General features: G+C 59.9%; 13 protein-coding genes. 11 read left to right on the forward strand and 2 right to left on the reverse strand.

Annotated elements, in window-relative coordinates; genetic code table 11:
- Positions 1-78: 78 nt before the first annotated feature.
- From OQ460_RS06970 to OQ460_RS06985, 4 genes are read left to right on the forward strand one after another with little or no spacing between them, the layout of a single operon-like run.
- The gene (locus tag OQ460_RS06970; protein ID WP_410021119.1) at positions 79-549 is read left to right on the forward strand and encodes a (2Fe-2S)-binding protein; all 471 of its coding nucleotides are present in this window, start codon (positions 79-81) and stop codon (positions 547-549) included.
- Complete coding sequence (locus tag OQ460_RS06975) at positions 546-2,867, forward strand: molybdopterin cofactor-binding domain-containing protein (protein ID WP_410021120.1); 2,322 nt, start codon at positions 546-548, stop codon at positions 2,865-2,867. The genes OQ460_RS06970 and OQ460_RS06975 overlap by 4 nt, the downstream gene beginning before the upstream one ends.
- Positions 2,867-3,853, forward strand: a complete 987-nt coding sequence (locus tag OQ460_RS06980; protein WP_410021121.1) for an XdhC family protein — start codon at positions 2,867-2,869, stop codon at positions 3,851-3,853. Before OQ460_RS06975 ends, OQ460_RS06980 begins: the two co-directional genes overlap by 1 nt.
- Positions 3,850-4,449 (forward strand): nucleotidyltransferase family protein, encoded by a 600-nt coding sequence (locus OQ460_RS06985; RefSeq protein WP_410021122.1) that lies wholly within the window; start codon positions 3,850-3,852, stop codon positions 4,447-4,449. The genes OQ460_RS06980 and OQ460_RS06985 overlap by 4 nt, the downstream gene beginning before the upstream one ends.
- Before the next feature lie 75 nt (positions 4,450-4,524).
- Here OQ460_RS06985 and rne read toward each other — a convergent pair whose 3' ends face one another.
- Positions 4,525-7,695 carry a ribonuclease E gene (rne, locus tag OQ460_RS06990; protein WP_410021123.1) on the reverse strand — a complete coding sequence of 1,057 codons (3,171 nt, stop codon included), beginning with the start codon at positions 7,693-7,695 and terminating at the stop codon, positions 4,525-4,527.
- Between the two features lie 719 nt (positions 7,696-8,414).
- On the opposite strand from rne, the gene rluC reads away from it, so the two are divergent.
- The 3 genes from rluC to OQ460_RS07005 are packed head-to-tail and all read left to right on the forward strand — an operon-like array spanning position 8,415 to position 11,034.
- A complete protein-coding gene (gene rluC, locus OQ460_RS06995; RefSeq protein WP_410021124.1) occupies positions 8,415-9,374 on the forward strand; it encodes a 23S rRNA pseudouridine(955/2504/2580) synthase RluC in 960 nt (319 codons plus the stop codon).
- Entirely contained in the window at positions 9,361-10,023 is a 663-nt protein-coding gene (locus tag OQ460_RS07000; RefSeq protein WP_410021125.1) for an HAD-IA family hydrolase, read from the forward strand. Before rluC ends, OQ460_RS07000 begins: the two co-directional genes overlap by 14 nt.
- A gap of 21 nt (positions 10,024-10,044) precedes the next feature.
- The gene (locus OQ460_RS07005; RefSeq protein ID WP_410021126.1) at positions 10,045-11,034 is read left to right on the forward strand and encodes a S49 family peptidase; all 990 of its coding nucleotides are present in this window, start codon (positions 10,045-10,047) and stop codon (positions 11,032-11,034) included.
- Positions 11,035-11,167: 133 nt separating this feature from the next.
- Here OQ460_RS07005 and OQ460_RS07010 read toward each other — a convergent pair whose 3' ends face one another.
- Positions 11,168-11,746 (reverse strand): Maf family protein, encoded by a 579-nt coding sequence (locus tag OQ460_RS07010; RefSeq protein WP_410021127.1) that lies wholly within the window; start codon positions 11,744-11,746, stop codon positions 11,168-11,170.
- Positions 11,747-11,851: 105 nt separating this feature from the next.
- Between OQ460_RS07010 and OQ460_RS07015 the strand changes: the two genes are divergently transcribed.
- The 4 genes from OQ460_RS07015 to fabD all read left to right on the forward strand — a co-directional run bounded on the left by OQ460_RS07015 (position 11,852) and on the right by fabD (position 14,659).
- Entirely contained in the window at positions 11,852-12,382 is a 531-nt protein-coding gene (locus OQ460_RS07015; RefSeq protein ID WP_410021128.1) for a YceD family protein, read from the forward strand.
- 13 nt (positions 12,383-12,395) lie between these two features.
- On the forward strand, positions 12,396-12,578 hold the full coding sequence (gene rpmF / locus OQ460_RS07020; RefSeq protein ID WP_003179396.1) for a 50S ribosomal protein L32: 183 nt from the start codon (positions 12,396-12,398) through the stop codon (positions 12,576-12,578).
- 4 nt (positions 12,579-12,582) lie between these two features.
- Positions 12,583-13,593, forward strand: a complete 1,011-nt coding sequence (plsX, locus tag OQ460_RS07025; RefSeq protein WP_410021129.1) for a phosphate acyltransferase PlsX — start codon at positions 12,583-12,585, stop codon at positions 13,591-13,593.
- Between the two features lie 127 nt (positions 13,594-13,720).
- On the forward strand, positions 13,721-14,659 hold the full coding sequence (fabD, locus tag OQ460_RS07030) for an ACP S-malonyltransferase (protein ID WP_410021130.1): 939 nt from the start codon (positions 13,721-13,723) through the stop codon (positions 14,657-14,659).
- The last annotated feature ends 4 nt before the right edge of the window (positions 14,660-14,663 follow it).

Below are 14,663 nucleotides of genomic sequence, written 5' to 3' on the forward strand. Positions count from 1 at the left end.
CCTGATTAGCCTGAGCCATCTGCGTGAACCGACCAGATAGCTCGACCCCATAACTCATTCCACTATGCGGGCGTGCCCATGATTACCCTCAAGCTCAACGGTCAAGATCATCAACTGGATGTTACCGAGGACATGCCCTTGCTGTGGGCGATTCGCGATGTAGCGGGTTACAACGGCACCAAATTCGGCTGTGGCATGGGCCTGTGTGGCGCGTGCACTATCCATATCGACGGCGCGCCGGCTCGCAGTTGCATCACGCCGATCGGTTCAGTCAAGGGTCAGGCCATCAGCACCATCGACAACCTGCACAGCGATCCGGTCGGCCAAATCGTACAGCAAGCCTGGCTGGACACCGCCGTCGCCCAATGCGGTTATTGCCAGGGCGGGCAGATTATGTCGGCCACTGCACTGCTGAAAATCAATCCCAACCCCAGCGACGCACAAATAGAAGAGGCCATGGTCGGCAATATCTGCCGTTGTGGCACCTACAACCGGATCAAGACCGCGATCCGCCAGGCAGCGACCCACCTGCAGGGGGCCAAGGCATGAACGGGTTACCCGACAGTTTTGTTCTGAACAACCTCAGTCGCCGTGGTTTCCTCAAGGGCGCCGGTGCCACTGGTGCGCTGATCGTTGCCGCCAGTTGGGGATTGCCGGATGCGTTTGCCGAAGAGGTAAAGAAATACGGCGCCGAAGCGATGCCCAATGGCGTGATCGATGACCCCAAGGTTTATGTCAGCATCGCGACAGATGGCACCGTTACTGTGATGTGCAATCGCTCGGAGATGGGCCAGGGCGTGCGCACCAGCCTGACAATGGTGGTAGCGGACGAACTGGAAGCCGACTGGGACAGGGTAAAAGTTCAGCAGGCGAGCGGCGACGAAGCACGTTTTGGCAATCAGGACACCGACGGCTCACGCAGCATGCGTCACTGGTATGAGCCTATGCGGCGCTGTGGCGCTGCCGTGCGGACCATGCTGGAACAGGCGGCCGCCGAGCAGTGGAAAGTCCCGGTGAATGAGTGCCGGGCGCAGTTGCATACAGTGCGTCACCAGCCCAGCGGTCGCGAACTGGGTTATGGCGCCCTTGCCACTGCCGCCGCTGCGCTGGCTGTCCCGGCGCGGGACAGTCTGCGCCTCAAGCAGCCCGCCGAGTTTCGTTATATCGGCAAGGAGGCGACGAAAGCCATCGACGGGGCCGATATCGTCAACGGTCGAGCGGTGTATGGCGCCGATGTCCAGTTTGACGGGATGTTGTCTGCCGCCATTGCGCGGCCGAAAGTGTATGGCGGCAAGGTCAAGTCCTTTGATGCAAGTGCTGCGCTGAAGGTGCCCGGAGTGCTCAAAGTGCTGGAAGTCGAAAGCCGGCCGTTGCCCTCGGAATTCCAGCCCTTGGGGGGTGTGGCAGTGGTTGCCAGCAATACCTGGGCGGCGATCAAAGGCCGTGAAGCCTTGCAGATTGACTGGGAAGACGGTCCCAATGCCGGCTACAACTCCGTCGAGTATCGCCAGACCCTTGAATCAGCGGCCCTGAAACCCGGCAAGGTCGTACGCAATACCGGCAGTATCGACCAGGCCATGAGCGATGCCGATAACTCCCTGGAAGCCACCTACTACTTGCCGCACCTGGCCCAGTCCCCCATGGAACCCATGGTTGCGATTGCTCGTTTTCAAGACGGCCGATGTGAGACCTGGGCGCCGAGCCAGGCGCCACAAGTAACCCGCGAACGGGTCGCCGAGCGTCTGGGTGTGCCATTTGACAACGTTACGATCCATGTCACGTTGTTAGGTGGTGGTTTTGGTCGTAAGTCAAAACCGGACTTTATTATCGAAGCTGCAATACTGGCCAAGGAGTTTCCTGGCAAGGCAGTGCGGGTGCAATGGACCCGCGAAGACGATATTCACAACTCCTACTTCCATACGGTTTCTGCCGAATACCTCAAGGCAGGCCTGAACAAGGACGGCATGCCGGCTGCCTGGCTGCATCGCACCGTGGCGCCGAGCATCACCGCATTGTTTGCGCCGGGGATGAACCACGAGGCGGCGTTTGAGCTGGGCATGGGCTTCACCAACATGGCCTACGCGATTCCCAACGTGCGCCTGGAAAACCCCGAAGCCAGCGCTCACACGCGGGTTGGCTGGTACCGTTCGGTATCAAATATTCCCCACGGTTTTGCGATTCAGAGCTTTGTCGATGAACTGGCCCACAAGGCTGGCCAGGACCCGTTGAAGTATCAGCTCAAGTTGCTGGGGCCAGATCGTCAGATTGATCCGCGCACCTTGAGTGAGGAGTGGAACTACGGCGAGTCGCCAGAGCGTTATCCCATCGACACCGCGCGCCTGCGCGGGGTGTTGGAAACCGCCGCCAAGGCCGCAGGCTGGGGGCGCAAGTTAGCCAAGGGGCGTGGCCTGGGGTTGGCCGTGCATTACAGCTTCGTCACTTATGTGGCGGCGGTGATTGAGGTGGAAGTCAAGGACGATGGCTCGCTGATCGTCCACAAGGCTGATATCGCCGTGGACTGTGGCCCGCAGATCAACCCGGAACGTATCCGCTCGCAGTTTGAAGGGGCCTGCGTGATGGGCCTGGGCAACGCGGTACTGGGAGAAATCAGCTTCAAGGATGGCAAGGTCCAGCAAGACAACTTCCACATGTACGAAGTGGCGCGCATGTCCCTGGCACCCAAGGAAATTGTCGTGCATCTGGTCACGCCAGAAGGCGACGCGCCCTTGGGTGGCGTCGGAGAGCCAGGTGTGCCGCCGATTGCGCCGGCGTTGTGCAACGCAATCTTTGCCGCCACCGGCAAGCGTATCCGCAACCTACCAGTCCGGTATCAATTGCAGGGTTGGCAGCAAGAGGCGAAGGCTTGATGGACAGCGTTGATCTGAATGTGCTGCGCAGCGTGCTGCAATGGCGCCATGCGGGACATCGTGTCGTGCTGTACAGCGTGGTGCAGACCTGGGGCAGCGCGCCGCGTCCGCCGGGGGCCATGCTGGCCCTGCGTGGTGATGGCGTGGTGATCGGCTCGGTGTCCGGTGGTTGCATCGAGGACGATCTGATCGCACGCTTGCAGGATGGTCGGTTGCCCGAAGAGGGGCCGCCAGTGCAATTGGTGACCTACGGTGTCACCCGCGACGAGGCTGCACGCTTTGGCCTGCCATGTGGCGGGACTTTGCGCCTGACCGAAGAGCGGGTGGGCGATCCAGCTTGGGTGGCGCAGCTATTGGCGCGCTGCGAAGCCCACGAAGTGGTAGCTCGGGAGCTGGTCCTGGCGACCGGAGAAGTGAGCTTGAGCGTTGCTCTTAAAACCGACACTGTAAGTTTTGACGGTGAGCGCTTGCGTGCGATTTACGGTCCGCGCTGGCGACTGCTGTTGATCGGCGCCGGCCAATTGTCGCGTTATGTGGCGGAAATGGCGCGTCTGCTGGATTTTGAAGTGCTGATCTGCGATCCGCGCAAGGAGTTCGTCTACGGCTGGGAAGAGCAGCACGGCCGCTTTGTGCCGGGTATGCCGGATGAGGCGGTGTTCAATATCCAGACGGATGAGCGTACTGCGATTGTTGCCCTGACCCATGATCCGCGCCTGGACGATATGGCGCTATTGACTGCCTTGAATTCCAGCGCGTTCTACATCGGCGCGCTGGGCTCGCGGGTCAACAGCCGCAAGCGTCGAGAAAACCTGGCGGCACTGGGCTTGGCGCCAGAGGCGATCGAGCGTTTGCACGGCCCGATTGGCTTGCATATCGGCAGCCACACGCCGGCAGAGATTGCGTTATCGTTAATGGCCGAAATCGTTTCCATCAAGAATGGGGTCGTGGCGCTGCAGAAAAAGCCGTTGTCGGCGGTCGTCAGTTGAGCGATTCAATCACTGCGATTGTCCTGGCGGCGGGGCAGGGCCGTCGTTTTCGGGCTGTGGCAGGCCAGGACAAGTTACTGGCGCCTTGTGTAGGCCGTGATGGAATCACGCGACCAGTGATTGAGCAGGTGTTGGCGAGCCTGCCATCCAGCGTTACAAGGCGTTTGCTGGTGACCTCGCCAGAGCGTGCCGAGGTGATCCGCCTGGCGAAGACTTACGGATGTGAGGTGTTGCTGCTGCGTTCGACTGGCATGGGCGATAGCATCGCTGGCGCTGTAAAGGCTAGCGGTTCAGCGGCTGGTTGGCTGGTGCTGCTGGGGGATATGCCGTTTGTATTGCCGGCAAGTATCGAGTGCGTGGTCCAAGGCCTGCAAGCACATGGCATCTGCGTCCCTGTGCAGAATGGCAAGTATGGGCATCCGGTGGGTTTTGGACGTTCGCTCGGGCCCAGGTTGATGTCGCTGTCAGGCGACCGGGGTGCCAAGCTGTTGTTCGTCCAGGCCGCAGTGCAGGAAGTTCTGGTTGATGACCCAGGTGTGCTGTGGGATGTGGATGTGCCGCTGTCGCTGGATTTCAAACCCATCGAACAGGAATAGCTCCTGGCGATAGTAGTCCCGCATAAAAAAGCCCCGCCTGATCACTCAGGCGGGGCTTTTTTATGGTCGATGGAATCAGGCGAGAGGTTTAGGCTCGTGCTCTTCTTCCAGGGCTTTGGGGTTGTGCTCGACCACGTCGTCAACGGAACGCAAGGTTTCGTCGATGACAGGGGTTGTGTGCTCAACCACAACTTCGGTGGCCGGGACTGGTGCCTCGACAACTTCAGCAACAGCCGGCGCAGCTTCTACTACGGCTGGTGCCGCAGCGGCGAGTTCGGCTTCCTTCTGCAGGCGCTCGGCTTCACGCTTGCGGCGACGCACTTCACGCGGATCGTTAGGTGCGCGGCCGTTTTCGGTCAGGGCGCTGGCTGGGGCTTCAATCACTGGAACGGTAACTTCGGCAGCCACTGGGGCTTCCTCAGTAACCGGAGCTGGTTCTGCAACCACAGCCGGCGCCGTTTCGGCAGCAGTCACTTCAGCAACAGGTGCTGGTGCTTCTTCTACCGGGGCTGGCGCTTCGGCAACCACAACTGGCTCGGCAGTCCACTGGAAGGCGGTCTGTTCTTCACGAACTTCTGGAGTCGGCTCGAACACCGGGGCTTCGACAGTCGCTTCAACCACAGGCTGTGGTTCAGTCACGATTGCTGGTTCAGATGCTGTTTCGACCGCAGGCTCGGCTTCAGGCGCTTGTGCGACTTCCACTTGCGGAACTGCGGGTGCTTCAACCACGGTGGTGGCTTCGACGACCGGTGCTTCGGCAGTTTCCTGCACGGCGGCAGTGGCACGTTCGGCCTGCTGGTTGGCCTCGGCTTCAGCAGGGGCGCTGATGGTCGAGCTTGCAACTGCAGCGGTAACAGCCAGGCCGGCAGCCAGTTCGGCAGCGGTAGGTTCGTTGGTGACAGTGGCTTCGCCGGCCTCTTCCGAACCTTCGATCACATCGCCATTGGCATCACGCTGACGCTCACGACGGTTGCTGCGCCGACGCTGGCCACGGGAGCGGCGGCGTGGACGATCGCCTTCGGCGTTGTCCTGACCGTCTTCCTGCAATTGCTCGTCGTTGGACAGCAATTCTTCTTCGCTGGCTGCAGCTGCCTGTTCGGCGCGTGGTTGACGCTCTTCACGCGGTGGGCGTGGTGCGCGTTCTTCACGTGGCTGGCGGGCCGGACGTTCTTCGGTGTTGGCAGCCGCGGCGATAGCTGCCGGAGCAGCATCCAGCGGCTCACGCAGTTCACGTACGCGTTCTTCACGCTCGCCACGTGGCTTGCGGTCTTCACGTGGTGCGCGCGGGGCACGTTCTTCGCGAGGGGCGCGTGGTGCGCGTTCTTCACGGGCTACGGCCGGGGTTTCTTCACGGGCTTCACGTGGCTGACGCTCTTCACGTGGCGTACGCTCTTCGCGAGGCTTGCGCTCTTCGTCACGGCGACCGTTGCGGTTACGGCTTTGCTGGCGACCATTGCGACGCTCTTCGTTGCGCGCAGGACGTTCGGTGGCTGGCTTCTCGACAACAGCCGGCGCTGCAGGCTCTTCCTTGGTCGCGAACAGGCTGACCAGGGATTTCACCAGGCCCTTGAACAGGCTAGGTTCCGGCATGGCGGCCGGTGCGGCAACCGTTGGGGCGGCGGCTTCAGTCGGGACAGGCGCGTTGGCGCGAGCCGGTGCAGTCTTGACGGCCGCTTCCTGGCGAACCAAGGTACGGGTCGCGGCGGCTGGCTGGACTTCTTCGACTTCGGCGGCGGCAGCGGCGATTTCGTAGCTGGACTGGTTGGTGTGGGCTTCCGGGCTGTCGTCACGCAGACGCTGCACTTCGAAGTGCGGCGTTTCGAGATGATCGTTCGGCAGGATGACGATGCGGGCGCGGGTGCGCAGTTCGATCTTGGTGATCGAGTTACGCTTTTCGTTGAGCAGGAAAGCGGCAACCGGGATCGGCACTTGCGCGCGGACTTCGGCGGTGCGGTCTTTCAGGGCCTCTTCTTCGATCAGGCGCAGGATCGCCAGGGACAGCGATTCAACGTCACGGATGATGCCAGTGCCGTTGCAACGCGGGCAGACGATGCCACTGCTTTCGCCCAGGGACGGACGCAGGCGCTGACGGGACATTTCCAGCAGGCCGAAGCGCGAGATGCGGCCAACCTGCACGCGGGCACGGTCGGCTTCCAGGCATTCGCGGACTTTCTCTTCCACGGCGCGCTGGTTCTTGGCTGGGGTCATGTCGATGAAGTCGATGACGATCAGGCCGCCGATGTCACGCAGACGCAGTTGACGGGCGATTTCTTCAGCCGCCTCCAGGTTGGTCTGCAGGGCAGTTTCTTCGATGTCGCTGCCTTTGGTGGCGCGTGCCGAGTTGATGTCAATGGACACCAGGGCTTCGGTCGGGTCGATCACGATGGAGCCACCGGAAGGCAGTTCGACCACGCGCTGGAAGGCGGTCTCGATCTGGCTTTCGATCTGGAAGCGGTTGAACAGCGGTACGCTGTCTTCGTACAGCTTGATCTTGCTGGCGTACTGCGGCATCACCTGGCGAATGAAGGTCAGGGCTTCGTCCTGGGCTTCAACGCTGTCGATCAGCACTTCGCCGATGTCCTGGCGCAGGTAATCGCGGATGGCGCGGATGATCACGTTGCTTTCCTGGTAGATCAGGAACGGCGCGGAACGATCCAGGGACGCTTCTTTGATAGCGGTCCACAGTTGCAGCAGGTAGTCGAGGTCCCACTGCATTTCTTCGCTGCTGCGACCCAGGCCGGCAGTGCGTACGATCAGGCCCATGTCGGCCGGGGCAATCAAGCCGTTCAGCGCTTCACGCAGTTCGTTGCGTTCTTCGCCTTCGATGCGACGGGAGATACCGCCGGCACGCGGGTTGTTCGGCATCAGGACCAAGTAACGGCCAGCCAGGCTGATGAAGGTGGTGAGGGCCGCGCCCTTGTTGCCACGTTCTTCTTTTTCCACCTGAACGATGACTTCCTGGCCTTCGCTCAGGACGTCCTTGATGTTCACGCGACCTTCAGGGGCTTTCTTGAAGTACTCGCGGGAGATTTCTTTGAGGGGCAGGAAGCCGTGGCGCTCGGAGCCGAAATCGACAAAGGCAGCCTCAAGGCTTGGTTCGATGCGAGTAATCCGGCCTTTATAGATGTTGGCCTTCTTTTGCTCGCGTGCACCGGACTCGATGTCCAGGTCGTAGAGGCGTTGGCCATCTACCAGAGCAACACGCAACTCTTCGGGTTGGGTTGCGTTAATCAGCATTCTTTTCATGTTGTACCGTCGGTTTCCGGGCTGCCGGAAACGGCGTTCGGCACACACGACTTCTCACGGTCGGTGTCAGGTGCGTCAAGAGTGGTTGGCCACTCCAGTGTCCAGCAATATCGAGCCAATTGGGCCGATATCGCGACGGACGCGTCCTGCATTGTTAGCTGTGGTGACAAAACACCACTTCAACAAAAGCTAAGGTCAGGAGGAGGAATCAACCGACGACTGTGGACGAGATGAAGCGTCTAAAATAAGCCTAGTGCTACACGGTCCGACGGTTGTGCATCTCCACCCTACACGTATCCCTGATAATTCGGGTGCTGCCGCGCGCAGAATCCGCAGCGGGTTGGCATTTACCGTGTTCTCCAATGGGGAGTTCACGCTCATGGCTAATAACAGGCGTTGTTTCCGAAACATTCGCCGTGGTCGGGTCCAGAACTGACTGCACTTTGTGAACTGGCCGTGAATATCGGCATGAAAGGCGGGTAATGGACCCTGCTTTTCACGCTCGCTTCAGGCCTCATGTCACCTGCGCTTGTTACAATTCTGAGCCTCCCAGGGTGGCGAAAACCCCGTAGGACGGCCTTGCGTCCTGATGAATTGCGATGGTCAGGGCTGGCAATTTGTCGCAAGTCCTCTGTCCAGGCCACTTTTGGCGGCGTTCGCGACTATATCAGCAATGATTAAGTGCTTCAATTCCATAAAAAATTGTTATCATTCCCGGCATGACGACTACCGCACCCCCGACCCCCAGCGTCCAGCTGCTTGAGGTCTCGCCGGAATATGCCGGCCAACGCATCGACAACTTTCTTCTGGCCAGGCTCAAAGGCGTGCCCAAGACCTTGATTTATCGCATTTTGCGCAAAGGCGAAGTGCGGGTGAACAAGGGGCGGATCAAGCCCGAGTACAAGCTGCAGGCGGGCGATATCGTCCGGGTGCCACCTGTGCGGGTGCCTGAGCGCGACGAGCCAGTGCCCCTGGCTCAGGGCCTGTTGCAGCGCCTTGAGGCGTCCATTGTCTATGAAGACAAGGCGCTCATTGTGATCAACAAGCCCTGCGGCATTGCCGTGCATGGTGGCAGTGGCTTGAATTTCGGGGTGATTGAAGCTTTTCGCCAGTTGCGTCCGGACACCAAGGAGCTGGAGCTTGTCCACCGCCTGGACCGTGACACTTCCGGTCTGCTGATGATCGCCAAGAAGCGCAGCATGCTGCGTCATCTGCACACTGCCTTGCGCGGCGATGGCGTGGACAAGCGCTATATGGCGCTGGTACGTGGCAATTGGGCATCTTCGATCAAGAGTGTGCGTGCGCCGTTGCAGAAGAGCAATCTGCGCTCTGGCGAGCGGATGGTCGAGGTGGACGAGGAGGGTAAGGAAGCGCTGACACTGTTCAAGGTGCTGCGTCGCTTTGGGGATTTCGCCACCATGGTCGAGGCTAAGCCCGTGACTGGCCGAACCCATCAGATTCGCGTACATACCCTGCACGCTGGCCACTCGATCGCCGGAGATACCAAGTATGGCGACGAAGATTTCTCCAAGGAAATTCGTGACCTGGGCGGCAAGCGCCTGTTTCTGCATGCCTACATGCTTACAGTGCCGTTGCCCGATGGTGGTGAGCTGAAGTTGCAGGCCCCCGTCGATGACATGTGGGCCAAGACCGTGGAGCGCCTGAGTGTCGCACCTTGACTACAAACTGCTGATCTTCGATTGGGATGGCACCCTGTGCGATTCCATTGGTCGGATTGTCGAGTCGATGCATGCAGCCTCGACGCGTTCGGGCCTGGAGCTGTGCGACGACCTGGCGGTCAAGGGCATTATTGGCCTGGGCTTGCCGGAAGCCATACGCACCTTGTATCCGCAGATCGGTGAGGATGAGCTGGTAGCGTTCCGACAGCACTATGCCGATCACTACATTGCCCTTGAGTCCGAGCCTTCGCCGCTGTTTGAAGGGGTGGTGCAGTCGCTGGCCGCATTCCGTGCCGAGGGGTATCACCTGGCGGTCGCCACCGGAAAGGCGCGTCGCGGGCTGGATCGAGTGCTCAAAGCCAATGGCTGGGAAGATTATTTCGATATCACGCGCGCAGCGGATGAGACGGCCAGCAAGCCGCATCCGCTGATGCTCGAGCAGATCATGGCGCATTGTGGCGTGTCGCCGCGCCAGGCATTGATGGTGGGTGATGCATCGTTCGACCTGATGATGGCGCGCAATGCCGGAATGGACAGTGTGGCGGTCAGCTATGGCGCCCAATCTGCCGAGGGCTTGCAGGTATACGAGCCGCGGCTGACGATTGATCGGTTTTCTGAACTGCATGCCTGGCTAAGCCAGGCCAATTAAGTTTTTGCTGGGGTAGATGGCATGACCGATGAGTGGAAGGCGCCGAGCAAGGCCGGTGCCGACGGCAGCGATGACAAAAGCTGGAAACTGTTGGAAAAAACAATGCTGGCGGGTGTCCAGGAGCAGCGTCGTGCGCGACGCTGGGGGATTTTTTTCAAGCTGCTGACGTTTACTTATCTGCTCGGCATGCTGGCGCTGTTCAGTCCGTTGATGGATATGGAGAAAAGTGCCACCCGCGGCACCCAGTACACGGCGCTGATCGAGGTGCGTGGTGTGATTGCTGACAAGGAGTCGGCCAGTGCCGACAATATCGTCAGCAGCCTGCGCAAGGCCTTTGAAGATCCCAAGGTCAAAGGTGTGGTGTTGCGCATCAACAGCCCTGGTGGCAGTCCCGTGCAGTCTGGCTATGTCTATGACGAGATTCGTCGCCTGCGCGTGCTGTATCCGCAGACCAAGCTGTACGCGGTGATTTCGGACCTTGGAGCTTCTGGTGCTTATTACATTGCCAGTGCAGCGGATCAGATCTACGCCGACAAGGCCAGCCTGGTGGGATCCATTGGCGTGACGGCGGCCGGTTATGGTTTTGTCGGCGCCATGGAGAAGCTGGGTGTCGAGCGCCGGACCTACACCTCTGGCGAGCACAAGTCGTTCCTGGATCCGTTCCAGCCACAAAAAGCTGACGAAACCCAGTTCTGGCAGGGCGTGCTGGACACCACCCATCGGCAGTTCATTGCCAGCGTGAAGCAGGGCCGTGGTGATCGGCTTAAGGATAAAGAGCATCCGGAGTTGTTTTCCGGCCTGATCTGGTCAGGCGAACAGGCTTTGCCGCTGGGCTTGATCGATGGCCTGGGCAGTGCCAGTTCGGTAGCGCGGGATGTGATTGGCGAGAAGGAACTGGTGGACTTCACGTTCGAAGAGTCGCCGTTTGATCGCTTCTCCAAGAAGCTTGGGGCCAGCGTGGCGGAGAAATTGGCCTTGTACATGGGCTTCCAGGGTCCGGTCCTGCGCTGAAATCCTGGGGCTGGCATAGGTCAAAATGTGGGAGGGGGCTTGCTCCCGATTGCGGTGGGGCAGCTACAGATAAGCTGACTGATCCACTGCTATCGGGAGCGAGCCCCCTCCCACATTTGGTTTTGTGGTGTGCTTAGGGAATTTGTACACCTTCGGTCAGCAGCATATCCACCAGGCGGATCAGGGGTAGGCCAATCAGGCTGGTCGCATCTAGCCCTTCAGTGCTCTGAAACAGGCTCACACCCAGCCCCTCAGCCTTGAAGCTGCCCGCGCAGTCATACGGCTGCTCAGTCCGCAGGTAGCGTTCGATCCGCTCAGCGTCCAGCTCGCGCATGTGCACAGTAAAAGGTACGCAGTCGACCTGGCAGTGCCCTGTCTCGCTGTTCAGCAGCGCCAGTCCGGTGAGAAAGCTCACGCGCTTGCCACTGGCTGCCAGTAGTTGCTCGCGGGCGTTCTCGAAAGTGTGCGGCTTGCCGATGATTCGCCCATCGAGCGCGGCGACCTGGTCGGAGCCGATGATCAGGTGCCCTGGATGGCTGGCGGCAAGGGCGCGAGCTTTCTGTTCGGCCAGGCGCTTGACCAGCTCCACAGCAGACTCATCCGCACGAGGGCTTTCGTCGATATCCGGCGAGCTGCAGATGAAAGGCAGGCGCAGGCGGTTCAGTAATTCCCGGCGATAAATGGAGCTGGAAGCGAGTAATAAAGGCAGCATCGACGTCTCCTCAAGGCAGTCGGGAATTCTAGCGGCGTGACCGGCTGACGCACAGGGCTGAATTTCCTTTGACATGGCTGGGTGCATCCCTATAATGCTGCGCCTATGTTGAATGACCCGATTCCACCTCACGTTGACCCGCGCAAATTGGCTGATCGTGGCACCACCCTTCAAGGTGAACTGCTGCTGGCCGATTTGGAGAGACTCTGCGACCCGCTTTCCGACAATGTCGGTACGGTGCAGGCGAAATTCGTTTTTGAGCGAGATGAACGTAAATCTGTGGTAATCCACAGCTTTATCGACACCGAAGTCAAAATGGTTTGCCAGCGTTGTCTTGAGCTGGTCACCCTGCCGATCCACAGCGAATGCAGTTATGCTGTGGTGAAAGAGGGTGCGAATACCCAGTCGTTGCCGAAAGGTTATGACGTGCTGGAACTGGGCGAAGATCCTTTGGATCTGCATGCGCTGGTCGAGGAGGAGCTTTTGCTCGCCTTGCCTATTGTGCCTGCTCATCATCCGGAAGAATGCCAGCAGCCGGCGGGCCTCGATGACGAGCCCGAACCGAGCGAGGACGAGGTAACGCGGTCCAACCCGTTCAGTGTATTGGCGCAGTTAAAGCGTGACCCAAACGTTTAGGAGTTAATCAATTATGGCTGTTCAGCAGAACAAAAAATCCCGCTCTGCCCGTGACATGCGTCGCTCCCACGATGCTCTCGAGGCTAGCACCCTGTCCGTAGAAAAAACCACTGGTGAAGTTCACCTGCGTCACCACGTATCGCCAGAAGGCGTATACCGTGGCCGTAAAGTGATCGACAAGGGCGCTGACGAGTAATCACTTGTCTGCTCAAGTCATCGCGATTGACGCAATGGGCGGGGACTTCGGTCCCCGCAGCATTGTTCAGGCCTGCATTGCGAGCCTGTCTGCAACGCCCTCGCTGCACCTGACCCTTGTCGGTCAACCTTCCTTGCTTGAAGAACTGATTGCCAGCCATCCGGCGGTTGATCGCGCGCGCCTGACGATTACGCCAGCCAGTGAAACCATCGGCATGGATGAAAAACCTGCACAAGCCCTGCGTGGCAAGCCCGACTCATCCATGCGTGTGGCGCTTGAGCTTTTGCGGGATGGCAAGGTGATGGCGTGTGTCAGTGCTGGCAATACAGGCGCCCTGATGGCGTTGTCCCGCTTTACTTTAAAAACCTTGCCGGGCATCGACCGGCCCGCGATGGTTGCGGCGATCCCGACCCAGCGCGGCTATTGCCACTTGCTGGATTTGGGGGCGAATGTCGATTGCAGTGCCGAGCATTTGTTGCATTTTGCCCTGATGGGCTCGGTAGCGGCCGAAGCTCTGGGTGTTGTGCGTCCTCGGGTGGCCTTGCTTAATATCGGCACCGAAGACATTAAGGGCAACCAGCAGGTCAAGCTGGCGGCAAGCCTGTTGCAGCAAGCGCGAGGCTTGAACTACATCGGTTTCGTCGAGGGTGACGGTTTGTATCGGGGCGAGGCTGATGTGGTGGTGTGTGACGGTTTTGTCGGCAATATCCTGCTCAAGTCCAGTGAAGGCCTTGCGACAATGATTGCCGCGCGTATCGAGGCATTGTTCAAGCGCAATCTCGCTTCACGATTGGTTGGTGCGCTGGCGTTGCCGTTGATGCAGCGCTTACAGGCCGATCTTGCGCCTGCGCGGCATAATGGGGCGAGCTTTCTCGGCTTGCAGGGGATCGTGGTGAAAAGCCATGGTTCTGCGGGGGTTCAAGGTTTCCAGAGTGCCATTGCGCGAGCGTTGATCGAGATTCAGGAAAACCTGCCGCAGCGTTTGCATGGCCGTCTTGAGGACCTGTTGCCTTAGGTGAATTCGCCCGGGAGTGCTTAAATGTGACCGGTCAGTTCAATTGACCATCCAATCTGTCAGTTTCTTGCGCTCCCCGTTGTGGGGCGTCAATTCTCCGACGACCAGATCATTAGGGGCTTGTTACATGTCTACATCCCTCGCATTCGTCTTTCCAGGGCAGGGCTCGCAGTCCCTCGGCATGTTGGCCGAGCTGGGCGCGCAATACCCGCTGGTTCTGGACACTTTCAAGGAAGCTTCCGATGCCTTGGGTTACGACCTGTGGGCATTGACCCAACAAGGGCCGGAAGAGCAGCTCAACCAAACCGACAAGACTCAGCCAGCGATTCTGGCTGCCTCCATCGCGTTGTGGCGCGTATGGCTGGCCGAGGGCGGCGCACGTCCTGCATTCGTCGCCGGCCACAGCCTGGGTGAATACAGTGCCTTGGTTGCCGCAGGTAGCCTGACCCTCGGTGAGGCGGTCAAGCTGGTCGAGCGTCGCGGCCAACTGATGCAGGAAGCGGTTCCAGCCGGGCAGGGCGGCATGGCCGCTATTCTCGGCCTGGAAGGTGCCGATGTGATTGCCGCCTGCGCCGACGCGGCCCAGGGCGAAGTGGTCAGTGCTGTAAACTTCAACTCCCCTGGCCAGGTAGTGATCGCCGGCGCCAAGGCGGCTGTCGAGCGCGCCATTGAAGGTTGCAAGGCGCGTGGCGCCAAGCGTGCATTGCCGTTGCCGGTGAGCGTGCCGTCCCATTGCGAGCTGATGCGTCCTGCGGCCGAGCGTTTTGCCGAGTCTATCGCCGCCATCAACTGGCAAGCGCCGCAGATTCCGTTGGTGCAAAACGTCAGCGCGGCTGTGGCCGCCGACCTGGACACCCTCAAGCGCGACCTGCTGGAGCAGCTGTACAAGCCGGTTCGCTGGGTTGAATCGGTTCAGACCCTGGCGGCCAACGGCGCGACCCAGTTGGTCGAATGCGGTCCGGGCAAAGTCCTGGCCGGTCTCAACAAGCGCTGCGCCGAAGGCGTGTCGACTTACAATCTCAATACCCCGGATGGCTTCGCAGCCGCCCGTGCCGCATTGGCCTGAACTA

Origin of the sequence: Pseudomonas imrae (assembly GCF_046352735.2) — a bacterium.
In the GTDB taxonomy this organism is placed as follows: Bacteria; Pseudomonadota; Gammaproteobacteria; order Pseudomonadales; family Pseudomonadaceae; genus Aquipseudomonas; species Aquipseudomonas imrae.